A 25,024-nucleotide genomic window follows, 5' to 3' on the forward strand; every position below is an offset into this window, starting at 1 on the left:
GCTTCTCACGGGAGCGGAACAGCCAGGCGGAATAAGCCCGGCCGTTCACAGCGTCCTCGCTGTATTTTTCTTCAAAGGAACCTCAACCCGATCGGAACCGATCAGGTCGGGGTATCAACATATCTGGCGTTGACTTTTGGCACGCTGTTGAGTTCTCAAGGAACGGACGCTTCCTTTGTACTCACCCGAGAGACTCTCTCAGGCTTTCCTCCGGGCGCTTCCCTTCGGTCTTGCGTTTCCGACTCTATCAGATCCTTTTCCGATCCGATTTCCTCGGTGCTTTCCAGGTTCCCGCTTCCGCGTTTCCCTTTCCGGCGGTTCCGACTTTATCAGAGGTTCTCGGCCGGTCTGACCGGCGTCGTGTTTCCGATTCATCGGGGGCTTCTTCGTATTCTCAGGAATCGAGAAGCAGCTAGATACTCACCGTACCTGCGGGGCCGAGCCCATCTCCAGGCAACTGTTCGAATCTACCTCCCCGCGCCATCCGTGTCAACGGCTCTTGCGGGGCGAAGAGGAGATTAGCAGTTGACGGGGTGTGGATGCACATCAGGCGGCGGTCGGCACGGTGGCGCTGCGTTCGGCGGCCTCGACGTCGCCGGTCTCTCCCGCGCGGGCGGCGCGTCCGCCCAGGACGTAGACGTAGACGAGGAAGGCCAGTTCGGCGAGGACGCCGATGGTGATGCGGGCCCAGGTGGGCAGGCCGGAGGGGGTCACGAAGCCTTCGATGGCGCCGGAGACGAAGAGGACCAGGGCGAGGCCGATGGCCATGCCGATGGCCGCGCGGCCCTCCTCGGCCAGTGCCGTACGGCGGGTGCGCGGGCCGGGGTCGACGAGGGTCCAGCCGAGGCGCAGGCCCGTGCCGGCGGCGACGAAGACGGCGGTCAGTTCGAGCAGACCGTGCGGGAGGACCAGGCCGAGGAAGGTGTCCAGGCGGCCGGCGGAGGACATCAGACCGAAGCCGACGCCCAGGTTGAGCATGTTCTGGAAGAGGACCCAGATGACCGGCAGGCCCAGGAAGACGCCCAGGATGAGGCAGAGGGCGGCGGCCCAGGCGTTGTTCGTCCAGACCTGGGCGGCGAAGGAGGCCGCGGGGTGGGTGGAGTAGTAGGACTCGTACTGGCCGCCCGGACGGGTCAGTTCGCGCAGTTCGGCGGGGGCCGCGATGGTGGACTGCACCTCCGGGTGGGTGCCGATCCACCAGCCCAGGAGGGCGGCGACCGCCGCGGACAGGAGTGCGGTGGGGACCCACCAGTGGCGTGCCTTGTAGACGGCGGCGGGAAAGCCGTGGGCGAGGAAGCGCGTGACGTCCCGCCATGTGGCGCGCCGGGTGCCCGTCACCGCGCCACGAGCGCGTGCCACCAGTTGGCTGAGGCGGCCGGTCAACTGGGGGTCGGGGGCGCTGGACTGGATCAGGGAGAGATGGGTGGCCGTGCGCTGGTAGAGGGTGACGAGTTCGTCGGTCTCGGCGCCGGTGAGGTGGCGCTGGCGCCGGAGCAGGGCGTCGAGGCGGTCCCATTCCGCGCGGTGGGCGGAGACGAAGACGTCGAGGTCCATCGGTGTGCCTGCTCCTCAACTGTCGTCGGCGGCTCGTCGTGGATCAGCTTGTCGCACTGCGGCGCGATGCGTCCTCAGCTTGGCAGACTGGCCGTGTCGGGGGCAGGTCAGGGGAAGGGACGGCAGGCGTGAGTGAGCTGGTGACGGGCGAGGCGGTGGCGCTGGAGCTGCGCCCCGCGAGACTGCCCAGCAGGGCGCTGGCCGTGCTGCTGGACCTGGCGGTGGCCTTCGCCGTCTATGTGGCGGTGACCATCGGGCTGGTCGCCGCCACCGCGTCGCTGGACGAGGCGGCGCAGACGGCGCTGTCCATCGCCGCGTTCGTCCTGCTGCTGGTGGGCGGGCCGATCGGGGTCGAGACGCTGAGCCATGGGCGGTCGCTCGGCAAGATGGCGTGCGGGCTGCGGGTCGTCCGGGACGACGGCGGGCCGATCCGCTTCCGGCACGCGCTGGTGCGGGGTCTCATCGGGGTGATCGAGATCCTGCTGACGTTCGGCGTGGTCGCCTGTATCGCGTCGCTGGTGTCGGCGCGGGGGCGGCGGATCGGCGATGTGTTCGCGGGGACGCTGGTGGTGCGGGAGCGGGTGCCCGTGGCGCCCGGTGGGTACGTGCCGCCGCCTCCGCCGTGGCTGGCGGGGCGGTTCGCGGGGCTGGACCTGTCGGGCGTTCCGGATGGCCTGTGGCTTGCCGTCCGGCAGTACCTGACGCGGATGGGGCAGTTGGACCCGCAGGTCAACTGGGGCATGGCGGAGCGGCTCGCCGGTGATCTGGCGGCTCGGACGGGGGCGCCGGTGCCGCCGGGTGTGCCGCCGGCGATGTATCTGGCGGCGGTGGTGCAGGAGCGGCAGGCGCGGGAGGCCCGGCGGGCTTTCGCGGGCGGTGAGCCGCCCGCGGCCCGGTTGCCGGGCGGCGGGTACGCGGCGCCCGCTTCGTGGTCGCCGGTGGCGCCGGTGGCGCCGCCGCCCGCCCCGGCGGGGGCGGGGCCGGGAGCGCCGCCGCCTCCGTCGCCGCCCGCCTTCACACCGCCGGTGTCCTCGCCGCAGCCCTCGGCGCCGCGGGACGCACCGGCCGAGCGTCCGTCCGGTACGGGATTCGTGCCGCCGGCGTGAGGCGGCGGGCCGTGGCCGGGGGCGGTCGTCAGGGGAACGCGGACGGGGGTGAGTCGAGGTCTTCGAGTTCGACGCCGGGGGCCGCGAGGACCACGTCCCCGGTGATGTGCACGGCGTGCTGTTCGCCCGTGTCCAGGGCCGTGACCTGGTACTCCTCCACGGTGAGGGGGCCGTTGTCAGTGGGGTGTGCTTCTCTTTTCAGCAAGGCCCAGGACTGGTCCACGGTGCGGGGGGCGAGGACCGGGTCCGTGAGGGCGACGAGGCGTACGCGGGTCGCTGATCCGGAGGGGGTGAGGCGCAGGAGACGGGCGGTGGCGACGAGGAAGGCCGGGGAGGTGCCGGTGAAGGCGTGGGCGCGCACATTGCCTTCGGTGGCGTGGGCCCCGGTGGGGTCGGTGCGGACCCAGGTGACGCCGTCGAGGGCGGCGCCGCGTACCTGCCAGTCGCCGGCGTGGAGTTCGAGGCGGATGGGGCGGCCGAGTTCGTCGAGGGCGAGGTCGACGGAGCCGCTGTGGTCCCCGGTGGGCGTGACCCGGCGGGAGACGTAGCGCCAGCCGGAGGGGCCGGGGGCGCACTGGAAGTGTTCTTCGGCGAGGGGGGTGTGATCGTGCGGATCGTGGAGCGAATAGCGGCCGCGGGGCATGGGGGTCCTGGGTCGTGACGGGCTGGTCCGGCGCTGCCGGTCCACCAACGGGGCAGGCCCCCGGCACGGGGGTGCGGGGGCCTGCCTCGGAGGACCTGCCACCGTGGACCGCGTCCGTGCACGGACGCGGTCCCGGCGAGCTGCGGGCCGGACTCAGTAGCGGTAGTGGTCCGGCTTGAACGGGCCCTCGACCTTCACGCCGATGTACTCGGCCTGCTCCGGGCGCAGCGTCGTCAGCTTGACGCCGAGGGCGTCGAGGTGGAGACGGGCGACCCTCTCGTCGAGGTGCTTGGGCAGCACATAGACGCCGACCGGGTACTCGTCGGGCTTGGTGAACAGCTCGATCTGGGCCAGGGTCTGGTCCGCGAAGGAGTTGGACATCACGAACGACGGGTGACCGGTGGCGTTGCCCAGGTTCAGCAGGCGGCCCTCGGACAGCACGATGATCTTCTTGCCGTCGGGGAAGGTCCAGGTGTGGACCTGCGGCTTGACCTCGTCCTTGACGATGCCGGGGATCTTGGCCAGGCCGGCCATGTCGATCTCGTTGTCGAAGTGGCCGATGTTCCCGACGATGGCCTGGTGCTTCATCCTGGCCATGTCCGAGGCCATGATGATGTCCTTGTTGCCGGTCGTGGTGATGAAGATGTCGGCCGTCTCGACGACCTCGTCGAGGGTGGTGACCTGGTAGCCGTCCATCGCGGCCTGAAGGGCGCAGATCGGGTCGATCTCGGTGACGATGACGCGGGCGCCCTGTCCGCGCAGGGACTCCGCGCAGCCCTTGCCCACGTCGCCGTAGCCGCAGACGACCGCGGTCTTGCCGCCGATGAGGACGTCGGTGGCGCGGTTGATGCCGTCGATCAGGGAGTGGCGGCAGCCGTACTTGTTGTCGAACTTCGACTTGGTGACGGCGTCGTTGACGTTGATCGCCGGGAACAGGAGGGTGCCGTCGCGCTGCATCTCGTACAGGCGGTGGACGCCGGTCGTGGTCTCCTCGGTGACGCCGCGGATCTCGGACGCGAGCTGCGTCCACTTCTGCGAGCCCTCGGTGATGGTGCGGTTGAGGAGTTCGAGGATGACGCGGTGCTCGTCGGACTCGGCGGTGTCGGGCGAGGGGACCTTGCCGTCCTTCTCGTACTCGACGCCCTTGTGGACGAGGAGGGTGGCGTCACCGCCGTCGTCGAGGATCATGTTCGGGCCGCCGGTGGGGCTGTCCGGCCAGGTCAGGGCCTGCTCGGTGCACCACCAGTACTCCTGGAGCGTCTCGCCCTTCCAGGCGAAGACGGGGACGCCCTGGGGGTTGTCCGGGGTGCCGTTCGGGCCGACGGCGATGGCGGCCGCGGCGTGGTCCTGGGTGGAGAAGATGTTGCAGGAGGCCCAGCGGACCCGGGCGCCGAGGGCGACCAGGGTCTCGATGAGGACGGCGGTCTGCACGGTCATGTGCAGGGAGCCGGTGACGCGGGCGCCGGCGAGCGGCTGGGCCTCGGCGTACTCCTTGCGGATCGCCATGAGGCCGGGCATCTCGTGCTCGGCGAGGGTGATCTCCTTGCGGCCGAACTCGGCCAGGGAGAGGTCGGCGACCTTGAAGTCCTGCCGGTTGTCGACAGTCGTCATTACGAGCTGCTCCTCGGGTTGGGTCGAGGGTGGGTACGGCTGACCTGCGCGGCGGCGGACACAGGGGTGCCCAAGGAGGACACAGGCATGCCCGCGTACGCGCAGCGCAGTCCGTCGGAGGCCCTCTCTCCCTCGGCCGGCCCGTGTCGGGGCCGCCCGACCGCCATCAGCAGCGACGTCTGGCTCCGTCCCAAGCTACACCGGTGGGCGCCGCCGACCCCAGTCGGTCTCCGAACACTTCCGGCCGATCACGAACGGTGAGGGGCGGGCGCCGGGGTCAGTGGACGGCGGGGCCGCCGGGGGTGGCCTCGCGGTCGGGGCCCTTGGCGGCCTCGGTCTCGCTGTAGATGTCGGGCTCCAGGTAGATGACGCGGGCGATCGGGACGGCGTCGCGGATGCGGGCCTCGGCGGCGTCGATGGCGGAGGCGATCTCGGTGGCCGTGCCGTCGTGCCGGACGGCGATCTTGGCGGCGACGAGGAGTTCCTCGGGGCCGAGGTGGAGGGTGCGCATGTGGATGACGCCGGTGACGGTGTCGCCGGCGACGAGCGCCGCCTCGATCTTCTCGGCCGCCTCGGTGCCGGCGGACTCGCCCAGCAGCAGGGACTTGGTCTCGGCGGCCAGGACCAGGGCGATCAGGATGAGCAGGACGCCGATGCAGAGGGTGCCGATGCCGTCCCAGACGCCGTCGCCGGTGAGCAGGGCGAGGCCGACGCCGCCGAGGGCGAGGACCAGGCCGATCAGGGCGCCGAAGTCCTCCAGGAGGACGACGGGCAGTTCGGGGGCCTTGGCGTGGCGGATGAACTGCGTCCAGGACTTGCTGCCGCGCGAGGCGTTGGACTCCTTGATGGCGGTCCGGAAGGAGAAGCCCTCGGCGATGATCGCGAAGACCAGGACGCCGACGGGCCAGTACCAGTGCTCCAGTTCGTGCGGGTGCTTGATCTTCTCGTAGCCCTCGTACAGGGCGAACATGCCGCCGACGGAGAAGAGCACGATGGAGACGAGGAAGGCGTAGACGTAGCGCTCGCGGCCGTAGCCGAAGGGGTGCTGGGGGGTGGCGGCGCGCTGGGCGCGCTTGCCGCCGAGCAGCAGCAGGCCCTGGTTGCCGGAGTCGGCGAGCGAGTGGACGGACTCGGCGAGCATCGACGACGAACCGCTGAAGAGGAACGCCACGAATTTCGATGCCGCGATCGCCAGGTTGGCGGCCAGTGCCGCCACGATCGCCTTGGTACCGCCTGAGGCGCTCATGTGTCGCGTGGTCCCTTCGCCGTCGACTGCCTGCGTACGCGGGGACGGGACCGGCCGGTGACCGGCTTTGCCCGTCCTTTGCGGTGGGCCATTGTTGCAGTCCGGCCCGCGACGTGTGCGGGCCGGTCCGTCGTGTCCGCGTCAGACGCGGACGGTGGCCCGGAAGACCGTACCGGTTCCCGTTACTTCGGCTTTCTCACCGGCCGGTACGAAGACGGAGGCGCCCGGGGTGAGTTCCTCGGCGCTCGCGCGGACGGTGCCCGCCGTGCAGAGGAGGATCTGCGGGGTGGGGAGGGTGAGGTCGCGGGGGGCGGTGCCGGCGGGGAGGACGTACCGGGAGAGGCGGAACTCGTCGCTGGGGGTCTCGTAGACCTCTTCGCCGTCGGGGGACGCCTCCGGGCGCAGGACGCCGGGGTCGGCGGCCTCGAAGTGGACGATCCGCAGGAGTTCGGGGACGTCGACGTGCTTGGGGGTCAGGCCGCAGCGCAGGACGTTGTCGGAGTTGGCCATGATCTCGACGCCGAGGCCGCTGAGGTAGGCGTGCGGGATGCCGGCGCCGAGGTAGAGGGCCTCGCCGGGCTGGAGCCGGACGTGGTTGAGGAGCATCGCGGCGAGGACGCCGGGGTCGCCCGGGTAGTGGTGGGCGATGTCGGCGTACGGGGCGTGGACGCCGCCGAGGCGCCGGCAGGCGGCCGCGGCCTCGGTGACCGTGCGGGACATCTCCTCGGGGTCGGCGGTGAGGATCGCGGTGAGCACCTCGCGCAGGGCGGCGTCCTCGGGCCGGGCGTGCAGCAGGTCGACGTACGGCTTGAGGGAGGCGACGCCGAGGGCGTCCAGGAGGCCGGCCGCCTCGGCGGGGGCGCGGAAGCCGCACAGGCCGTCGAACTCGGTGAGGGCGCAGATCAGTTCGGGTTTGTGGTTGGCGTCCTTGTAGTTGCGGTGCGGGGCGTCGGCGGGGATGCCGCGGGCCTCCTCGTCGGCGTAGCCGCGGCGGGCCTGGTCCAGGTCGGGGTGGACCTGGAGGGAGAGCGGGGCGCCGGCGGCGAGGAGTTTGAGGAGGAAGGGCAGCCGGGGGCCGAACCTGGCGACCGTGGCCGCGCCGAGTTCGCGTTCGGGGCCGGCGTCGATGACCTCGGCGAGGGTGCCCCGGCGGGTGCGGGAGGGGGCGCCGGGGTGGGCGCCCATCCACATCTCCGCCTGGGGTTCGCCGGTTGGTTCGGTGCCGAGCAGCTCGGGGATCGCGGTGGTGGAACCCCAGGCGTAGGGGCGGACGGTGTTGTCGAGGCGGTCCATTGCTTCTCGTGGGCTCTCTCTGCCGGTTCTGCGGTGCGTTACGCGACTGCGGTGCGCGTGGTACGAGGTCAGGCGCCGGAAGCGAGCGCCAGGTAAACGGCGGCGAAATCCGTGATGGCGATCAGTTCGGCGAGGGTCTCCAGCTCGCCGCCCGACCCGGGTTCCAGTTCGCTGATCGGCGTGTCGTGGCTGAGGGCCAGGTCGCGGGCGGCGGGGGCGGCGGAGACGCCGCCGATCGGCCGGTCGCGCAGCAGCACCACGCGTGCGTGCAGGGCGGGCGGTTCCTCGACGCGGTCGCGGAAGAAGTCGTCGGGGTCGGCGCCGGCGGCCAGCGGGCCGGCCAGCAGGGCGCTGTGCGCGGCGAGCGCCTCGGGCAGTTCGGCGACGACCGCGGGGGTGCCGGAGAGTTCGGCGAGCGCGGCGGCGAAGCGGCGGCCGGCGGGGCCCGCGGAGGTGCCCTCGGTCCAGACGAGGGGGAGGGCGTCGGCCAGTTCGGCCGCGAGGGTCTTGGCCGGGTTGCTGTACGTCGCGATGGCGGGGCCGCAGCGCTCGGCGACCTGGTCGAGTCGGTCGGCGACCTTCTCCAGGGCGTCCGGCGGCGCGGAGAGCAGGCCGGTGCGGTCCAGGAGGGCGAGCAGCGGGGTGAGCAGGGCCCACAGGACGCCGGGGGCCGCGCCGGCGAGGGGTTCCTGGTGGTCGTAGGAGGTGGTCGCCATCGGGAGGAACAGGCCGACGGAGCCGTTCACCGTCTCGCTCAGCGGGGAGCGGGCGGGGGCGACGGCGACGACCGCGCAGCCGCGCCGGTAGGCGGTCTCGGCGAGCAGGGAGAGGCCGGGTTCGGTGCCGTCGGGGGTGGCGATGAGCAGCAGGTCGACGGAGCCGGTCCAGCCGGGCAGTTCCCAGCGCAGGGCGCCGGAGGCGGGGGCGACGCCGCTGGGGGCGAGGCGGGCGACGGGGCTGCCGGCGCCGGCGAGGGTGCCGAGCAGGTCGGCGGCGTGGGTGGCGGCGGCGCCGGGGCCGGCGATCAGAACGGCGCGGGGGCGGCCGTCCGGTTTCAGGGCGGCGACGCCTGCCTCGGCGGCCTGCCGGGCAGCGGTGCGTACGCGGGCGCCGGCTTCCGCGGCGCCGCGGAGCAGACCGCGGTGGTCGGCGTCGGCCAGCCTCTCCGGGCTGTCGAGCAGCGATTCGTCGAGCATGGCGGCAGTCTCCGATCGCCGGGGGCGTCAGGGTGCGGGGCCGGGGCGGCTACTCCGGGCGGCGGGCCTCGTCCACGAGGAGGACGGGGATGTCGTCGCGGACCGGGTAGGCGAGGCCGCAGTCCTGGCCGGTGCAGATCAGCTCGGCCTCCCGCTCCTGGAGGGGTGAGTGGCAGGCGGGGCAGGCGAGGATCTCCAGGAGGCCGGCTTCGAGCGGCATGGCGGGTCCCTTCGGGGTGCTGGGGCTTGTGCGGATGTGCTGGTCAGGGTACCGCTGGTGGGGGGCGGGGGGTCCGGGTGTCTCCTGTGGTTCCTCTCCGGGGCCTCTGCCCCGCGAAGTCCGGCGCCATGCCCGCGGATCGCTTGCGCGGTGAGCCGGGAGGGCGGGGGTCCGCCGACCGCCCGCGCGGTGGGCCGAGGAGTCCGCGGCACGCCACCGGCCGGGAAGGTCCTGGCCCGCCGACGACCCACGCGACGGACCGGATGGTCCCAGCCCGCCGACGACCACGCCACGGACCGGGAGGCCCTGACCCGCCAACGACCCACGCGACGGACCGGATGGTCCCAGCCCGCCGACGACCACACCGCGGACCGGAAAACCCTGACCCGCCGACGACCCACTCGACGGACCGGAAGACCCTGACCCACCGACGACCACGCCACGGACCGGAAGACCCTAGCCCGCCGACCGCTCACGCCACGGATCAGGGAGCCCCGCTCACCCCCGGATGATCGCCAGCGCCTCGTCCCGTACCCGGGTCATCGTCGCCTCGTCGCGGGCCTCCGTGTTCAGGCGGAGCAGCGGTTCGGTGTTGGACGGGCGGACGTTGAACCACCAGTCGGCGGCGGTCACGGTGAGACCGTCGAGGTCGTCGAGGGTGATGCCGTCGCGGCCCTCGTAGGCGGCCCTGATCGCGGCGAGGCGGGCGGTCTGGTCGTCGACCGTGGAGTTGATCTCGCCGGAGCCGGCGTAGCGGTCGTACTCGGCGACCAGCGCGGACAGGGGGCGCTCCTGGCCGCCGAGGGCGGCGAGGACGTGCAGGGCGGCGAGCATGCCCGTGTCGGCGTTCCAGAAGTCGCGGAAGTAGTAGTGGGCAGAGTGCTCGCCGCCGAAGATCGCGCCGGTGCGGGCCATCTCGGCCTTGATGAAGGAGTGGCCCACGCGGGTGCGGACCGGGGTGCCGCCGTGCTCGCGGACGACCTCGGGGACGGACCAGGAGGTGATCAGGTTGTGGATGACGGTGCCCTTGCCGCCGTGCCGGGCCAGTTCGCGGGCGGCGACCAGGGCGGTGATCGCCGACGGGGGCACCGGGTCGCCGTTCTCGTCGACGACGAAGCAGCGGTCGGCGTCGCCGTCGAAGGCGAGGCCGAGGTCGGCGTCCTCCTCGCGGACGCGCTTCTGGAGGTCGACGAGGTTGGCCGGGTCCAGGGGGTTGGCCTCGTGGTTGGGGAAGGTGCCGTCCAGTTCGAAGTACATCGGCACCAGGTCCAGGGGGAGGTCCGCGAGGACGGAGGGGACGGTGTGGCCGCCCATGCCGTTGCCCGCGTCGACGACGACCCGCAGCGGGCGGATGGCCGTGAGGTCGACCAGGCCGCGCAGGTGGGCCGCGTAGTCGGCGAGGGTGTCGCGGCGGGTGACGGTGCCCGCGCGTGCGGCCGGCGCGGGGGCGCCGGTGCGGCTCCAGCCCTCCACCAGCTCGCGGATCTCGGTGAGGCCGGTGTCCTGGCCGACCGGGGCGGCGCCCGCGCGGCACAGCTTGATGCCGTTGTACCGGGCCGGGTTGTGCGAGGCGGTGAACATGGCGCCCGGCAGGTCCAGCGCGCCCGAGGCGTAGTAGAGCTGGTCGGTGGAGCACAGGCCGATCTCGGTCACGTCGGCGCCCAGGGCCGCCGCCCCGCGTGCGAAGGCGCCGGAGAGTCCGGGGGACGAGGGGCGCATGTCGTGCCCGGTGACGATGGCGCTCGCGCCGGTCATCCGGACGAAGGCCGCGCCGAACAGCTCGGCGAGCGGCTCGTCCCACTGGTCCGGGACCACTCCGCGTACGTCGTACGCCTTGACGATCTGCGACAGATCAGCAGCCACGGGCCAACCTTCCTCAAAGTCCTGTCGGTGCCCACAAACTACCCGGACCCGCTGACAACCCGGTGGTCAAGGCCGCATCGGGTCGAGGACCGACGAGGACGGCGAGGACCGGCCGACCACGACGAGGCGCGTCGCCAGCGGCGGACCGGCGCTCCGGGGCGGCACCTGGCGCGGCAGGCCGCTCCCGGCGGCCCCCGCGCTCATGGACGTACCGGCGGAAGAACCCCGCTCCGGCGGACGTCAGTTGTCGGGCGACCGCAGGACCCGCAGATGGCCGCGGCGCGCGACCTCCATCGGGTCGGCGGACCGTGCCCCGCCGCCCGCCTCGGCGGCGCGTTCCTGGGGCCGGGCCGCCTCGCGCACCGCGTTGGCCAGCGCTTCCAGGTCGTCGCCGCTGGGGCGGGCCGGGGCGGAGCCGTCGAGGAGCCGGACGACCTCCCAGCCGCGCGGGGCGGTGAGGCGCTCGGAGTGCTCGGCGCACAGGTCGTAGCAGTGGGGTTCGGCGTAGGTGGCGAGCGGGCCGAGGACCGCGGTCGAGTCGGCGTAGACGTACGTCAGCGTCGCTACGGCGGGACGGCCGCAAGCGGTGCGCGAACAGCGACGTACAGGGCTCACGACGTTGGACGGTACCGCACTCTTGAGCGGGCCGCGACGACTCTCCCCCAGGTCACTCCGCCGTGTCGTGGTGTGAAACACCCCACAGACCCCTCTCGGCGCACCTCGCTGACCTGCGCGGACACCGGTTTCCGGGGTGCCGCGCGGTCCCTGAAGCGGTCATGATCCGGCATGAACCCCACCATTTGTCTGGAGACCGGCGGTCCGGGAGAGATACGGAATCGAGCCCAACCTTGGCTGGAATGGTCATCCTTCGACACCCGGCCGGGCTCGCGGCCGTGTCACCCGTTCTGTGCGGCGGAGCCCGCCGCGCGGTCCCGGCGGGGACTACCCTTCAGCAGTGATGGACAAGCCCGTGACGCCCCGTGCCGCCGACCCCGGCCCCCGCCGCCGTGACCGCCACGGCCGGGGCATGCGCGGCCCGATCGCACCCCCGCAGGTACCGCTCGCCGCCAGCCGTGCCGAGGTCTTCGCGGACCTGGTGCAGGACTCCGTGGAGCAACTGGAGCGGCGGTGGCCGCAGCTCGCCGACATCGATTTCCTCGTCCTGGAGGTGCCCCGCCTGGACGGCGCCGGCGACCCCTGGGACGACGAGGCGGTCCCGCTCGGCGGCACGGTGCCCTCGCGGGACGGCCGCCGGGCGCGCGTGGTGGTGTACCGGCGGCCGGTCGAGATCCGCACCAAGGGGCGCGACGAACGGGCCGCCCTGGTGCACGAGGTCGTGGTCGAGCAGGTCGCCGACCTGCTGGGGCTGACGCCGGAGACCGTCGACCCGCGCTACGGCGAGGACTGAACCGGCGCCTCACTCCTGGAGGACCGACAGGTCCTCCTCCGCCTTCGGCACCGCCACCGTGCCCCGGTCGTCGGGCAGGGTCTGCACGGTGAACGCCGGGACGCCGTCCTTGGCCGCCCGCAGCGTCCGGGCCGCGTAGACCGGGCCGCCGGAGACCGGCTCGACGGTCAGCGCGTACGTGCCCTTCAGGCCGTCGGGGACGGGGGCCTCGACGGCCTGGGTGGTGCCCGCCTTGACGGTGTACGTCTTCGAGGCCGCGGCGCCGCCCTCGCTGCCCGCCGACGCGGTGACCTTGACCTGGGCGGCGCCCTGGGGGGCGGTCAGGGACAGGGTGGTGTCCTTGGCGGTCCGGTTGCCGGCCGCCGTCGCACGCGTGCCGACCGGGGCGGTGGCGGGGATGAACGCCATCTCCTGGTCGGTGTCCTTGCCGCGCACCACGCGGAGCGCGGCGACGACCGGCACGGACCGGCCGGTCGGGGTCAGCAGCAGCGAACCGGCGGCGCCCCGGGTGATGTCGGCGAGGTCGACGGCCGTGGTCATGCCCGCCTTCACGTGCACCGTCTCGTGCCCGGCGGGGGTGATCGTCCCGGTCGGCGAGGTGAGCCGCACCTTCAGGTCGGCGTCCGTGTCACCGGGCGTGAACAGCACCAGCCGTACGGCCAGGGCGTCCTCGGGGATGCCCGGCAGGACCAGGCCGTCCGCCGGGTCGGCGGACGCGGCGAGCCAGTCGCCGCCGATCTTGTCGTCCAGGGCCTGTACGGCGGCGCCGACCCGGCCGCTGCGCACGGTGACGTGGACGGTGAGGTCGTCCTCCTCGGTGTCGCCGAGGGTGGACAGCAGGAGGGCCTCGCTGGTGTGCGGCTTGACGGTGACGCCCTCCCCCGCCGTCGACTTCCAGGCGCCGTCCTTGCCGTACAGCTCGACGTCGACCACGGCGGCGGAGTCGTCGGGGTTGGTCAGGTGCACGTAGTCGGTGCGGTCGGCGGCCGTGCTGGCGCCGGGGAACCAGAACTCCGTGTCGGGTGCCGTGCAGGTGACGCCCGCCAGTCCGCGTCCGGTGCCGGCGGCGACCTCGGTGGTCTCCTGCACGGTCCAGCCCGGTGCGAAGGCGCCCTCCGCCGTGCCGGCCAGCGCGGGCGCGTCCCCGCCGGAGCTGTCGCCGGTGGCGGGCCTGCCGGGCGCCTCGGGCTCCACCACCGGCTTGCCGGCCTTCTTCGCGGTCTGCTGCCCGGCCGGGACGAGCCGTGCCTGCCCGCCGCTTACGGCGCCCTTGGTGACGGGCGTGAACGAGGTGTACTCGGTCTCGGCGAGGTCGGAGGTGCTCGGCGCCGGGCAGAGCAGGCTGGTGCGCTCCACGGGCAGCTCGGCGGCACGTCCGCCGGTGCCGGCGCCGGTGGCGTCCGGTGAGGACACCACCGCGAACCCGGTGACGGCGGCGAGCGCGGCCACGCCGGCGAAGAGGGACAGGGTGGTGCGGTTCACTGCTGGCTCCCGTCGGGACGCTCGCTGCCGGTGCCGTGGGGGTGGTCCGGGTCGTACGGGGCGTCGTACGCCCCCTGGCCGTACGCCTGGTCATAGCCCTGGCCGTACGCCTGGCCGTAGCCCTGGCCGTACGCCTGGGCGCCGGTGTGGCCCTGGCCGTCGTAGGCGTACGGGTCGTACTGGCCGCCCTGGTACGGGTCGTCCGGGTACGGCCCGCCTTCGTAGCCGCCCGGCGTCGCGTACTGCCGCGGGTCGCCGTAGGCGTCGTAGGCGTCCTGCTGACGCTCGGCCGGGGCCCAGTCGTCGTAGGACTGCTGGCCCGGGAGGGCGACCGGGGTCTCCCCGGGCATCGGGATCTGCTCGGGCGCCGGGGGCCGCGACTCCTCGCCGGAGTCCGGGACTTCCGCCTCGGCCTCGGCCTGGGCGCGCAGCCGGCGGGCCCGGCGGCCCTCCCCGGCGACGGGCTCCGCCGGGACGGCGGGCTCCTCGGGAAGGTCGTCGTCGACGTCGCGGCGGCGGCCGGGCAGCGCCAGGACGACGAGGACGACGGCGAGCAGGCCCTGGGCCCACAGCCAGGCGGTGCGGGTGAACGGCTCGTCGTAGGTGACGTCGAGCCGCCCGCCGGCGGCGGGCAGTTCGAAGCCCTGGGCCCAGCCGTCCACCGTGGTGCGGGTGAGCGGCTCGCCGTCCAGGGTGGCGGTCCAGCCCGGGTCGGCGGTGTCGGCGAGGCGCAGCACCCGGCCGTCGGGTCCGGACGGGACGGTGGTGTGGATCTCGACGGGCCCGGCGGCGACCGGCCGGGGCGCGCCGGACCCGGCGACGACGCTCGCGCGGGCGACCTCCTGGTCGACCCGCCACAGGCCGCTGCCGTCCTGCTGGCTGAGGCGGCTCAGTCCGGGCGTGGCGTCCAGGACCCGGGTGATCTCCCGGGGGGCGCCCCGGTGCACCAGGACGTAGCGCACGGCGAAGGCGCCGAGCTGGTCGGCCTGGTCGGCGCCGGACCCGGCGACGAGGTTGGCGACGACCTTGTCCAGCTTGCCGTCGGCGCCGTCGGCGGCGGCCGTCTCCGCGTCGCCGAGGCGGCCGCCGGAGCCGCGGACCAGCAGGTAGCGGACGTGGGCGGCGGAGTCGCCGGCGAGGACGAGGGTGCGGGCCTGGTCACGGCCGCCGCTCTCCTCGGCGACGAAGGCGGGCACCTGCACCGGGTCGCGCCGCTCCAGCGGGCCGTCGGCGCCGCCGATCATCCAGCTCACGGCGGCCACCAGCGGCCCGACGGCGGCGGCGAGGGCGATCAGCGCGGCGACCGGCTGGCGCCAGCCGAAGCTCTGTTCGGCCACGCGCGCGCGTGCCCCGTCGGCGCCGAGCGCGGCGGCGGCCAGCAGGGCGATGCCGTAGACGAGGGTGGCGGGGCCGGCCCAGGCGGAGCGGTTGGACAGGACGGCGAAGACGAGGCCCAGCAGGGCGACCGTCCAGGCCGTCCGGATCGCCAGGTGGCGTTCCGAGCGCAGCAGGGCGGCGAGCGCGGCCAGGACGAGGCCGATGAGCAGCAGTCCGCCGGCCGCGCCGGGGCCGCCGGGGCTGGCGCCGAGCAGGTCCAGGGGGGAGGCGGCGGAGGCGCCGTAGTCCAGGCCGGCCTCCTGGAAGAAGCCGGACGGCAGCAGCGTCAGCGACCAGGGGGCGAGCAGCAGCATCGGAGTGCCGAGCTGGGCCAGGAAACGCAGGCCGTAGGCGGCCAGGTCCCCGCGGCGCACGGCCAGCACGCCGAGGCCGAGGAGCAGGGCGAGCGGCCAGACCACCGGCGTGAAGGCGGTGGCGACGGTCAGCAGCAGGGCGTACGCCCAGGTGGCCCGCCAACTGCCGCGGGCACCGGACGGGTGGGTCAGGCCGGCCGCGGCGGCGCCCGCGCGGGCGAGCAGCGGCAGCAGGACGGCGAGGACGGCGGTGCCGATCCGGCCGCCGGCCAGGGCGCCGGTCGCGGCGGGCAGGAAGGCGTAGGCGACGGCCGCCCAGGCGCGCAGCAGCCGGGACGGGACGAGCGGGCGGGAGGCGAAGTACGCGGTGAGGCCGGCCAGCGGTACGGAGCCGACCAGCAGGACGGTGACGGCGAGGCCGGACGAGCCGAGCAGCACGGAGGCGAGCACGGCGAGGATCGCCAGGTAGGGCGGGGCGGAGCCGGTGCCGCCGGCGCCGACCGCGTGCCAGGTGTCCGTGTACCGCGACCACAGCGCCCCGGCGCCGTCCGGGGCGGGCAGCAGCGCGCCGCCGGCCAGGGCGCCGGGGCCGAACAGGGCGCGGCAGGCGGTCAGCGAGACCAGCAGCAGCACCAGGAAGAGCACCGGGCCGGGCTTGCGGGCGATGCGCTTGAGGCGGGCGAACTGCTCGATCTCCAGGAACTCGGCGTCGTCGCCGCCGGGACCGGACTCCACGGCGCCGCCGTGCCGGCCGGCGCCCGAGGCGGTCTCGGCGTCGGAGCTGCCCAGCAGGCTGCCCGCGGCCTGCTCGACGGTGGCGCGCAGGGTGGCGCCGGGCGGTGGGAACAGGGCGCGCAGTTCGCCCTTGTCGATCTCCGGGCGGCCTCTGACGCGCCGTGCGGCGAGGATCTTCTCGGGGCGCAGCACCACGCCGAGCAGGCCGCGGATCTCGTCGACGGCCTGTCCGGGGACCTTGCCGACGAGGTAGGCGAGGGTGCGCAGCACGGTGCCGAGCAGGATGCGGAACAGCACCCAGGGCAGCGCGGCGGTGCGGGTGTTGGCCAGGAGGGTATGGACGGCGCCGGCCTTGTCGACGCGGTGCGGGGAGGCGGTGGTGCGGCCGGCGCAGTCGACGGCGCGGCGCTCGCGCGAGGCGGCCTCGGCGTGCCGGAGGACGGCCTCGGGGGCGACCAGGACGCGGTGTCCGGCCGCGTGGGCGCGCCAGCACAGGTCGATGTCGTCGCGCATCAGGGGCAGTCGGCGGTCGAAGCCGCCGAGCCGCTCGAAGACGTCGCGGCGGACGAGCATGCCGGCGGTGGACACCGCCAGCACGGAGCGGACGTGGTCGTGCTGGCCCTGGTCCTGTTCGCGGCGGTCCAGGCCGGTCCAGCGGCGGCCGGAGTGGGCGATGGAGACGCCGACCTCCAGCAGTTGCCGGCGGTCGTACCAGCCGCGGAGCTTGGGGCCGACGACGGCGACGTCCTCGCGGCCGAGTCCGTACTCGGTGTCGACGACGCGCAGCAACTGGGCGAGGGCGTCGGGCTCGGGGGCGCAGTCGTCGTGCAGCAGCCACAGCCACTGCACGGGTTCGCCGTGCGGCAGCTCGGGCAGGTCGTAGGCGTCGTCGCGCCAGGTGCGCGTGACGGGGTCCCAGCCGCTGGGCCGCCTCAGGTACGGCAGGTCGTCGGGGGTGAGGACGGGCGCGGTGCGGGCGGCCTCCTCGACGGCCTGGCCGAAGCCGGTGCGCCGGGCGAGGTGCAGCACCCGGTCGTCGCCGAGGGCCTCGGTGACCAGTCGGGCGGAGTCGTCGGCGCTGCCGGTGTCGGCGGCGACGGCGTACTGCACGGGGCGTTCCTGGCCGAGCAGTCCGGCGAGCGCTTCGGGGAGCCAGCGGGCGCCGTCGTGGGAGACGAGGACCGCGGTCACCACATGACGCGGGAACTCTGGTGCGGCAGCGCTGTCGTGATGGGCTGCCGGGTGGCTGTGCACGGACATCGAGGTACGGGCCCCGGTTCGGTGGACTGCGGTGGACGCCGGTGCCGGTGAGGGCGGCGGGGCGTCTCGGACGAGCGACCACACTATCGGCTGGGCACAGATGCGGCCCGCCGCCTGTGGACAACCCACCTGCGCCGGGCCGTTCGTGACCCCTTGCCCGTATGTACGCGCGGATGCGGCCGTCGTACGGGGGGAAGCCGGCGCCCCGTCAGACGGCGGCCTTCTTCAGGCGGCGGCGCTCCCGCTCGGACAGGCCGCCCCAGATGCCGAAGCGCTCGTCGTTGGCGAGGGCGTACTCGAGGCACTCGGAGCGGACCTCGCAGGCGAGGCAGACCTTCTTGGCCTCCCGGGTGGAGCCGCCCTTCTCGGGGAAGAAGGACTCGGGGTCGGTCTGGGCGCACAGTGCGCGCTCCTGCCAGCCGAGCTCCTCGTCCGCGTCGTCGACCAGCAGTTGCTGCACCGTCTCGGTCATGTGCGCCCCTCGTCTGTCTCGCGTCCCCGTGATGCGGCCGTTACCGATTCCGGCTGAACGACACGAGTGAAATTACAAGTGTGCGGCTCCGGGCGAGTCAAGCCGAGATCTGCTATTGGCCCCCTCATTCACCCTGCGGAACCAACCCCAAGCGGAAAGTGTTCAAATCGTCCTAAACGTTGACACACCGAAGAGGCCCGCGCGGAGTCCCCGCCGCGCACGAGGCTGCACACGGAAGGACGCCGCGAGGTTCGATCTCGTTCCGGCACACTCGCCGAAGCGGCCCTGATCACATTCGGATCACGGGATCGCAACGACGTTTGTGCACCCGGCTTGTGCCGCATGTGTCCCCGAACCCCACTGAGCAAACCTTTCACCTTTGAGGTGAACCGGAAGAGGTGAAGCATGTCCCACATTTCGGGCGTCGAGTTGACAGTGCAGGTGTGAACCGCTGTCCTAGTGGGCATGCTCGCGAACTCGGCACTCACCTCGACCCGCACCGCCGGGTCCCACGGTGCTGCCCGCGCTCGCTGTAGCTGTCGCTGTTCCGGCTGTTGAGCCACGCCCGCTCCGGCCGCCTCCCGGGTCCACCCGACCCGGCCGCTCCTTCCTCCCGCCCCACCAGGGCGCCGCCGTCCTCCCGCACTCTTCCGCCGAGGAACCACCGCACCCCATGAACAGCGACAGCGACCTGCAGATCGCCGGCGACATCCTCGAAGTCCCCCACCTCCTCCAGCCCCCGCGCGAGCACCCGGCCACCGTCGCCGAGTTCGCCGGGCTGGCCCGCTCCATCGCCGCCGACCGGACGCGCTGGGAGCCCCTCGTCCGCTACGACGCCGTCTCCCGCTGGTACCACAAGCTGCGCACCGGGCCCGGCTACGAGGTGTGGCTGCTGTCCTGGGTGCCCGGCCAGGGCAGCGGACGCCACGACCACGGCCCGTCCTCCGGGGTGCTGACCGTCCTGGACGGCACCCTGACCGAGCGCACCGCACGCGGCACGCACGCGTGGGGGCCCGGTTCCCAGCGGGTGTTCGCCCCGGGCTACGTGCACGAGGTGATCAACGACACGCTGGAGCCGGCGGTCAGCCTGCACGTGTACTACCCGGGCCTGACCGAGATGCCGATGCACACCGCCGCCCGGTGCACGGCCGTGACGACCGGCTGACGCACCGACGACGGGCCGGCGCACCGACGACCGGTTGACGCACCGACGACTGGCTGACGCACTGTCGGACCCGCCTGCAAGACTGGGGCCATGCGCATTGTGGTTCTGGCAGGCGGCATCGGCGGTGCCCGGTTCCTGCGCGGTCTGAAGCAGGCCGCGCCGGACGCGGAGATCACGGTCATCGGCAACACCGGGGACGACATCCACCTCTTCGGGCTGAAGGTCTGCCCGGACCTCGACACGGTGATGTACACCCTCGGCGGCGGCATCAACGAGGAGCAGGGCTGGGGACGGACCGACGAGACCTTCCACCTCAAGGAGGAACTCGCGGCGTACGGCGTCGGACCCGAGTGGTTCGGGCTCGGCGACCGGGACTTCGCCACCCACATCGTGCGGACGCAGATGATCGCGGCCGGTTATCCGCTCAGCGCGGTGACCGAGGCGCTCTGCGACCGCTGGCAGCCCGGGGTCCGGCTCGTCCCGATGACCGACGACCGCGTGGAGACGCACGTGGCCGTGGAGATCGACGGCGAGCGCAAGGCGATCCATTTCCAGGAGTACTGGGTGCGGCTGCGCGCCTCGGTGCCCGCCCAGGCCGTCGTGCCGGTCGGCGCCGAGCAGGCCAAGCCGGCGCCCGGCGTCCTGGAGGCCATCGCCGAGGCGGACGTCATCCTGTTCCCGCCGTCCAACCCGGTCGTCTCGGTCGGCACCATCCTGGCCGTGCCCGGCATCCGCGAGGCGATCGCCGACGCCGGGGTGCCGGTGGTCGGCCTCTCCCCCATCGTCGGGGACGCGCCGGTGCGCGGGATGGCCGACAAGGTGCTCGCCGCGGTCGGCGTGGAGTCCACCGCGGCGGCGGTCGCCGAGCACTACGGCTCGGGGCTGCTCGACGGCTGGCTGGTCGACACCGTCGACGCGGACTCCGTCACGCGCGTGAAGGCGGCCGGCATCCTCTGCAAGGCCGTCCCCCTGATGATGACCGACGTCGACGCCGCCGCGCGGATGGCCAGGGAGGCGCTGGCGCTGGCCGAGGAGGTGCGGAGCGCGTGAGCGGGGACGGATACCGCGTTTGGGCCGTGCCCGGACTGCCGGAGGTGCAGCACGGCGACGACCTCGCCAAGCTGATCGCCGCCGCCGAGCCGGGGCTGGCCGACGGGGACGTGCTCCTGGTCACCTCCAAGATCGTGTCCAAGGCCGAGGGCCGGGTGGTGCGGGCCGCCGACCGGGAGGCCGCGATCGACGCGGAGACGGTACGGGTGGTCGCCCGGCGCGGTGCGCTCCGCATCGTCGAGAACCGCCAGGGCCTGGTCATGGCCGCGGCGGGCGTCGACGCCTCCAACACGCCCGCCGGTACGGTCCTGCTCCTGCCCGAGGACCCGGACGCCTCCGCGCGGGGCATCCGGGACGGGCTGCGCGACGTGCTCGGCGTCCGGGTCGGCGTGGTCGTCACCGACACCTCCGGCCGGCCCTGGCGCTCCGGCCTCACCGACGTGGCGATCGGCGCGGCCGGCGTCCGTGTCCTGGACGACCTGCGCGGCGGCACGGACGCGTACGGCAATCCGCTCAGCGCCACCGTCGTCGCCACCGCGGACGAGCTGGCCGCCGCGGGCGACCTGGTCAAGGGCAAGGCCGCCGGGCTGCCGGTCGCCGTGGTGCGCGGACTGCCGCACGTGGTCGCCGAGGACGACGGCGAGGGTGCCCGGTCCCTGGTGCGCGGCGCCCGCGACGACATGTTCCGCCTCGGCACCTCCGAAGCGGTACGGCAGGCGGTGACCCAGCGGCGTACCGTACGGGCGTTCACGGACGAGCCGGTCGACCCGGGCGCGGTCCGCCGGGCGGTGGCCGCGGCGGTCACGGCGCCGGCCCCGCACCACACCACGCCGTGGCGGTTCGTACTGCTGGAGTCGCCCGAGGCGCGCACCCGGTTGCTGGACGCGATGCGGGACGCGTGGATCGCCGATCTGCGGCGGGACGGCAGGTCCGAGGAGGTTATCGCCAAGCGGGTCCGGCGCGGGGACGTACTGCGCGAGGCGCCGTATCTCGTGGTGCCCTGCCTGGTCATGGACGGCTCGCACACCTACGGCGACGCCCGGCGGGACGGGGCCGAGCGGGAGATGTTCGTGGTCGCCGCCGGGGCGGGCGTGCAGAACCTGCTCGTCGCGCTGGCCGGGGAGCGGCTGGGGTCGGCGTGGGTGTCCTCGACGATGTTCTGCCGGGACGTGGTCCGGGAGGTGCTGGGGCTGCCGGCCGGGTGGGACCCGATGGGAGCGGTCGCGGTCGGGCATCCGGCCGAGGAGCCCCGGCCACGGCCCGAGCGGGACGCGGAGGGCTTCATCGAGGTGCGGTGAGGGGCGCCGGGCCGCGGTGACGGGGGTCGGGTGACGGGTGCCGGCGAGGCTCTACCCTCGTAGAGACCTCTTCTCTCCCTACCGTCCCAGGGGCTTCTCTCGTGGCAGGACGTTTCGCACCGCGGCCCACGCGCCCGGCGGCGCTCCCGGGCGTGCCGCGGCCGCGCCGGGCCGCCGTGCCCGGGAAGGTCCGCACCTGGGTGCCGGACGGGCCGCTCGACCTGGGACTGGTGCTGGGGCCGCTGCGGCGGGGGCCCGGCGACCCCACGTTCCGGGCGCTGCCGGACGGGTCGGTGTGGCGGGCCAGCCTCACGCCGCTCGGGCCCGGGACGCTGCGGGTCGCCGCCCGCGGTGGCGAGGTGCGGGGCGAGGCGTGGGGGCCGGGGGCGGAGTGGCTGCTGGAGTGGCTGCCGCGGTTGCTCGGCGCCGACGACGATCCGTCCGCGTTCGTGCCGCGGCACCGGCTGCTGGCGGTGACGGCGCACCGGCGGCCGGGGCTGCGACTGGGGCGGACCGGGCTGGTGCTGGAGTCGTTGATCCCGTCGATCCTGGAGCAGAAGGTCACGACGGTCGAGGCGTACCAGGCGTGGCGGACGCTGGTGCGGAAGTTCGGGGAGCCGGCGCCGGGGCCGGTGCCGGGGTCGGTGTCCGGGGGGATGTGGGTGATGCCGTCGGCTCGGACGTGGGCGCTGATCCCGTCCTGGGAGTGGCATCGGGCCGGGGTCGACGACAAGCGGGCGTCCACGGTGCTGCGGGCCGTGCGGGTCGCCGCGCGGATGGAGGAGGCGGCCGCGATGGACCCCGTCGCCGCGCGGGCACGGCTGGAGGTCGTGCCGGGGGTGGGGCCGTGGACGTCGACGGAGGTCGTGCAGCGCAGTCACGGGGCGGCGGACGAGGTGACCGTGGGGGACCTGCATCTGCCGGGGATCGTGGGGTTCGCGCTGGCGGGGGACCGGGGGGCGGACGACGCGGAGATGCTGCGGCTGCTGGAGCCGTATGCGGGGCAGCGGCATCGGGCGGCGCGGTTGGTGCTGATCAGTGGGCGGGGGCCGGAGAGGCGGGGGCCTCGGATGACTCGGGGGGATATCGGGCGGTTGTGACGTCGGGGTACGTCGGTGTCTGACGTGGTCCGGCGTTGCGGCGCGGGGTCGGGTGCGCGGCCCGGTGTTTCACGTGGTCCGGCGTTGCGGCGCGGGGTCGGGTGCGCGGCCCGGCGTTGCGGGGTGCCGCCCGCGCCCACCCGTGCCGCCCCAGGCGGCACGACTGCCCGCGGGGTGGGCGGGTGCGGCGCCCGCGGGGTGGGCGGGTGCGGCGCCCGCGGGGTGGGCGGGTGCGACTCTGCCCTGCGGGCTGGGCGGGCGGGGGCTGCCCCGCGGGCTGGGCGAGTGTGGCTCCTGCCCCGCGGGCTGGGCGGGTGTGGCTGGCCCGTGGGACGGCGGGCTGGGTGGGGTGGTTTGGGTTGTTGTCGGGGCCGGCCGAACTGGGCTTCGGCCGGTCCGTGGGGGCGGGTGGGGTGGTTCAGCGGCCCTGGTAGCGGGCCGCGGTGGTGCGGGCCGTGCCGAGTTTGGCGTAGAGCTTCTTGCCCGGACAGTCCGTGGCGAAGCCGTCGCGGTGACCGGAGATGACGTTCAGTCGTACGTTCCTGCCCTTTCGGTAGAGGTTGCCGCCGCCGGACTTCAGGTACGTCTTGCCGCGCGGGTTCACGCCGTAGAGGCCGAGCTTCCAGGCGGTCAGCCGGGCGATGGCCTTCACCGCGGCGGAGGTCGGCTGCTTCGAGGTGTAGGTGCCGAGGACTGCGACGCCCATGCTGTTGGAGTTGAAGCCGAGGGTGTGGGCGCCGAGGACCGCCCGCTTCACGCCGCCGGCGCGGCCCTCGTAGATCTTTCCGCACTTGTCGATGAGGAAGTTGTAGCCGATGTCCCGCCAGCCCAGGCTCCGGACGTGGTAGCGGTAGATGCCGCGGATCACCGAAGGGGCCTGTGAGCAGCGGTAGTTGTTGCCGGTGGCGGAGTGGTGCACGAAGGCCGCCTTGACCTTCGTGGTGTACCGGAAACCCCTTTCGCGCAGGCTCTCGTCCGCGCCCCAGCCGCTGCGCGTGACGATGCCGGGCCGGGGCCCGGCGTACGGCTTGGCCCGCCGCTCGGCGGGGACCGACTCGGGGACCTCGGCGGCGCGGGTGGTGAGGCCGGGGTCGACGAGTTCGAGGCGCAGCCCGCCGGGGAGGGGGACGGACCTCGGGGCGGCGGTGGCGCCGGCGGACTCCGCGCGGACGCGGGCCTCCACGCCGTCGCAGTCGCCGACCCACAGGGGGGCGGTGGCGCCACGGACCCGGCCGGAGGCGCGTTCGGCGGTGCCCGGGTCGGCGCCGTGCTCGGCGTTGTGGGTCTCCAGGTCCTGCCAGGCGGACCAGGTGCCGGTCCCGGTGCTGCGGGTGCGGACCTGGACGCGGCCGTGGAGTTCGGTGTCCGGGTCGTCCCAGACGACGCCGACCAGGGAGAACCGGTGTACGTCGCGGCGGGTGACGCCCTGTTCGGCGGGGCCGGACGGGCCCGGGGTGGCGACCCGGTCGCGGGCGAGGGGGCGCAGGCGGAGGGACTGGGTGCTGCCGGGGGTGGACGCCTCGGAGGAGGCGGCCGGGTCGCGGGCGGCGAGTGTCGTGGGGGCGGCGGTCGCGGGGGCGGCGAGGGGGAGGGCGAGAGTGGCCGCACAGGTGATGCCGATCGAGGTCGCAAGGTATCCATGCATGCCCCTGATCCTGGACATGAACGTATAAGCCTGTCTATTTGGAACTTTGGTGCCCGCAGGGCAGGTTGGTCCGATCCGGTGGTGTCGCGGTGGCCGGGAAAGGGGTCGTCCGCTCGGTGCGCGGGGACTCGGCGGCGTACGCTTTCGCGGGTGAACGCGACCGATCGCACCCCTGCCGACCTGCTGAGTTCCGCGCTCGCCGCGGACCCGGGACGCCCCCTGGTGACCTTCTACGACGACGCCACGGGCGAACGGGTCGAACTGTCCGTGGCCACCTTCGCCAATTGGGTGGCCAAGACGGCGAACCTGCTCCAGGACGAGTTGTCCGTGGAACCCGGCGACCGGGTGGCGCTGCTGCTGCCCGCGCACTGGCAGACCGCGGTGTGGCTGCTGGCGTGCGCGTCGGTGGGCGCCGTCGCCGACATGGGCGGTGACGCGGCGGCGGCGAACGTGGCCGTGAGCGGACCGGCGGCCGAGTCGCTGGCGGCGGCGCGGGCGTGCTCCGGGGCGCGGGTGGCGCTGGCGCTGCGGCCGCTCGGGGGACGGTTCCCGCAGGTGCCGGAGGGGTTCGTCGACTACGCGGTGGAGGTGCCGGGGCAGGGCGACCGGTTCGTGCCGTACGCGCCGGTGGACCCGGAGGGGGTCGCGCTGATCGTGGCGGGGCGGGAGTTCAGCGGCGCGGAGGTGGTGGAGCGGGCCCGTGCGGAGGCGGCGGAGCTGGGGCTCACCGGGCCGGGGGCGCGGGTGCTGTCCGGGTTGCCGTACGACACGTGGGAGGGGCTGAGCGCGGGGCTGTACGGGCCGCTGGCCAGCGGGGGGTCGGTGGTGCTGTGCCGGAACCTGGAGCTGCTGGGGGCGGACGCGGTGGATCGGCGGATCGAGGCGGAACGGGTGTCGGTGGTGGCCGGGGGGCGGTGACCTTCCGCGCCACCCGCCTCCATCCGCGCCACCCACACCACCCGACTCCATCCGTGCCATCCGCCTCC

Annotated in this window: 20 protein-coding genes; 7 read left to right on the forward strand and 13 right to left on the reverse strand. The window is 73.9% G+C overall.

All coding sequences use genetic code 11. The features are described 5' to 3' along the window. Positions 1–546: 546 nt before the first annotated feature. Complete coding sequence (locus ACFY32_RS02460) at positions 547–1,554, reverse strand: stage II sporulation protein M (protein WP_390673234.1); 1,008 nt, start codon at positions 1,552–1,554, stop codon at positions 547–549. Positions 1,555–1,682: 128 nt separating this feature from the next. On the opposite strand from ACFY32_RS02460, the gene ACFY32_RS02465 reads away from it, so the two are divergent. Beyond that, a complete protein-coding gene (locus tag ACFY32_RS02465) occupies positions 1,683–2,660 on the forward strand; it encodes an RDD family protein (protein WP_390673235.1) in 978 nt (325 codons plus the stop codon). Positions 2,661–2,688: 28 nt separating this feature from the next. On the opposite strand, the gene ACFY32_RS02470 is transcribed toward ACFY32_RS02465, so the two are convergent. From ACFY32_RS02470 to ACFY32_RS02505, 8 genes are all read right to left on the reverse strand, one after another. Beyond that, positions 2,689–3,303, reverse strand: coding sequence for a hypothetical protein (locus ACFY32_RS02470; RefSeq protein WP_359201826.1), 615 nt, complete (start codon positions 3,301–3,303; stop codon positions 2,689–2,691). Positions 3,304–3,456: 153 nt separating this feature from the next. Continuing rightward, a complete protein-coding gene (gene ahcY, locus ACFY32_RS02475) occupies positions 3,457–4,914 on the reverse strand; it encodes an adenosylhomocysteinase (RefSeq protein WP_359201828.1) in 1,458 nt (485 codons plus the stop codon). 277 nt (positions 4,915–5,191) lie between these two features. Further along, entirely contained in the window at positions 5,192–6,160 is a 969-nt protein-coding gene (locus ACFY32_RS02480) for a cation diffusion facilitator family transporter (protein ID WP_359201830.1), read from the reverse strand. 141 nt (positions 6,161–6,301) lie between these two features. Continuing rightward, positions 6,302–7,453 carry a mannose-6-phosphate isomerase, class I gene (manA, locus tag ACFY32_RS02485; RefSeq protein ID WP_359201832.1) on the reverse strand — a complete coding sequence of 384 codons (1,152 nt, stop codon included), beginning with the start codon at positions 7,451–7,453 and terminating at the stop codon, positions 6,302–6,304. Positions 7,454–7,521: 68 nt separating this feature from the next. Continuing rightward, positions 7,522–8,649, reverse strand: coding sequence for an SIS domain-containing protein (locus ACFY32_RS02490; protein WP_359201834.1), 1,128 nt, complete (start codon positions 8,647–8,649; stop codon positions 7,522–7,524). A 49-nt stretch (positions 8,650–8,698) separates the two neighbouring features. After that, on the reverse strand, positions 8,699–8,869 hold the full coding sequence (locus tag ACFY32_RS02495) for a Trm112 family protein (RefSeq protein WP_359201836.1): 171 nt from the start codon (positions 8,867–8,869) through the stop codon (positions 8,699–8,701). A 498-nt stretch (positions 8,870–9,367) separates the two neighbouring features. Continuing rightward, positions 9,368–10,732, reverse strand: a complete 1,365-nt coding sequence (locus tag ACFY32_RS02500; protein WP_390673236.1) for a phosphomannomutase/phosphoglucomutase — start codon at positions 10,730–10,732, stop codon at positions 9,368–9,370. A 240-nt stretch (positions 10,733–10,972) separates the two neighbouring features. Continuing rightward, entirely contained in the window at positions 10,973–11,347 is a 375-nt protein-coding gene (locus ACFY32_RS02505) for a DUF3499 domain-containing protein (protein ID WP_030979046.1), read from the reverse strand. 343 nt (positions 11,348–11,690) lie between these two features. Between ACFY32_RS02505 and ACFY32_RS02510 the strand changes: the two genes are divergently transcribed. Continuing rightward, positions 11,691–12,140 (forward strand): metallopeptidase family protein, encoded by a 450-nt coding sequence (locus ACFY32_RS02510; protein WP_359201973.1) that lies wholly within the window; start codon positions 11,691–11,693, stop codon positions 12,138–12,140. 9 nt (positions 12,141–12,149) lie between these two features. On the opposite strand, the gene ACFY32_RS02515 is transcribed toward ACFY32_RS02510, so the two are convergent. The 3 genes from ACFY32_RS02515 to ACFY32_RS02525 all read right to left on the reverse strand — a co-directional run bounded on the left by ACFY32_RS02515 (position 12,150) and on the right by ACFY32_RS02525 (position 17,780). After that, positions 12,150–13,622, reverse strand: a complete 1,473-nt coding sequence (locus ACFY32_RS02515) for a DUF5719 family protein (RefSeq protein ID WP_390673237.1) — start codon at positions 13,620–13,622, stop codon at positions 12,150–12,152. Next, complete coding sequence (locus ACFY32_RS02520; RefSeq protein ID WP_390673238.1) at positions 13,619–17,308, reverse strand: glycosyltransferase; 3,690 nt, start codon at positions 17,306–17,308, stop codon at positions 13,619–13,621. Before ACFY32_RS02520 ends, ACFY32_RS02515 begins: the two co-directional genes overlap by 4 nt. Positions 17,309–17,516: 208 nt before the next feature. Then, on the reverse strand, positions 17,517–17,780 hold the full coding sequence (locus ACFY32_RS02525; protein WP_010034659.1) for a WhiB family transcriptional regulator: 264 nt from the start codon (positions 17,778–17,780) through the stop codon (positions 17,517–17,519). A gap of 673 nt (positions 17,781–18,453) precedes the next feature. On the opposite strand from ACFY32_RS02525, the gene ACFY32_RS02530 reads away from it, so the two are divergent. From ACFY32_RS02530 to ACFY32_RS02545, 4 genes are all read left to right on the forward strand, one after another. Continuing rightward, a complete protein-coding gene (locus tag ACFY32_RS02530) occupies positions 18,454–18,945 on the forward strand; it encodes a cysteine dioxygenase family protein (protein WP_359201845.1) in 492 nt (163 codons plus the stop codon). A gap of 90 nt (positions 18,946–19,035) precedes the next feature. Further along, the gene (gene cofD / locus ACFY32_RS02535) at positions 19,036–19,995 is read left to right on the forward strand and encodes a 2-phospho-L-lactate transferase (RefSeq protein ID WP_359201847.1); all 960 of its coding nucleotides are present in this window, start codon (positions 19,036–19,038) and stop codon (positions 19,993–19,995) included. Continuing rightward, a complete protein-coding gene (locus tag ACFY32_RS02540; protein WP_390673239.1) occupies positions 19,992–21,293 on the forward strand; it encodes a coenzyme F420-0:L-glutamate ligase in 1,302 nt (433 codons plus the stop codon). Before cofD ends, ACFY32_RS02540 begins: the two co-directional genes overlap by 4 nt. 101 nt (positions 21,294–21,394) lie before the next feature. Next, the gene (locus ACFY32_RS02545) at positions 21,395–22,393 is read left to right on the forward strand and encodes a DNA-3-methyladenine glycosylase family protein (protein WP_390673240.1); all 999 of its coding nucleotides are present in this window, start codon (positions 21,395–21,397) and stop codon (positions 22,391–22,393) included. Positions 22,394–22,811: 418 nt separating this feature from the next. Here ACFY32_RS02545 and ACFY32_RS02550 read toward each other — a convergent pair whose 3' ends face one another. Further along, positions 22,812–24,038, reverse strand: a complete 1,227-nt coding sequence (locus ACFY32_RS02550; RefSeq protein ID WP_390673241.1) for a peptidoglycan recognition protein — start codon at positions 24,036–24,038, stop codon at positions 22,812–22,814. A gap of 150 nt (positions 24,039–24,188) precedes the next feature. Between ACFY32_RS02550 and ACFY32_RS02555 the strand changes: the two genes are divergently transcribed. After that, complete coding sequence (locus tag ACFY32_RS02555) at positions 24,189–24,956, forward strand: TIGR03089 family protein (protein WP_359201855.1); 768 nt, start codon at positions 24,189–24,191, stop codon at positions 24,954–24,956. Positions 24,957–25,024 lie beyond the last annotated feature (68 nt).

This window comes from Streptomyces sp. NPDC000134 (genome assembly GCF_042899225.1).
Classification (GTDB): Bacteria; Actinomycetota; Actinomycetes; order Streptomycetales; family Streptomycetaceae; genus Streptomyces.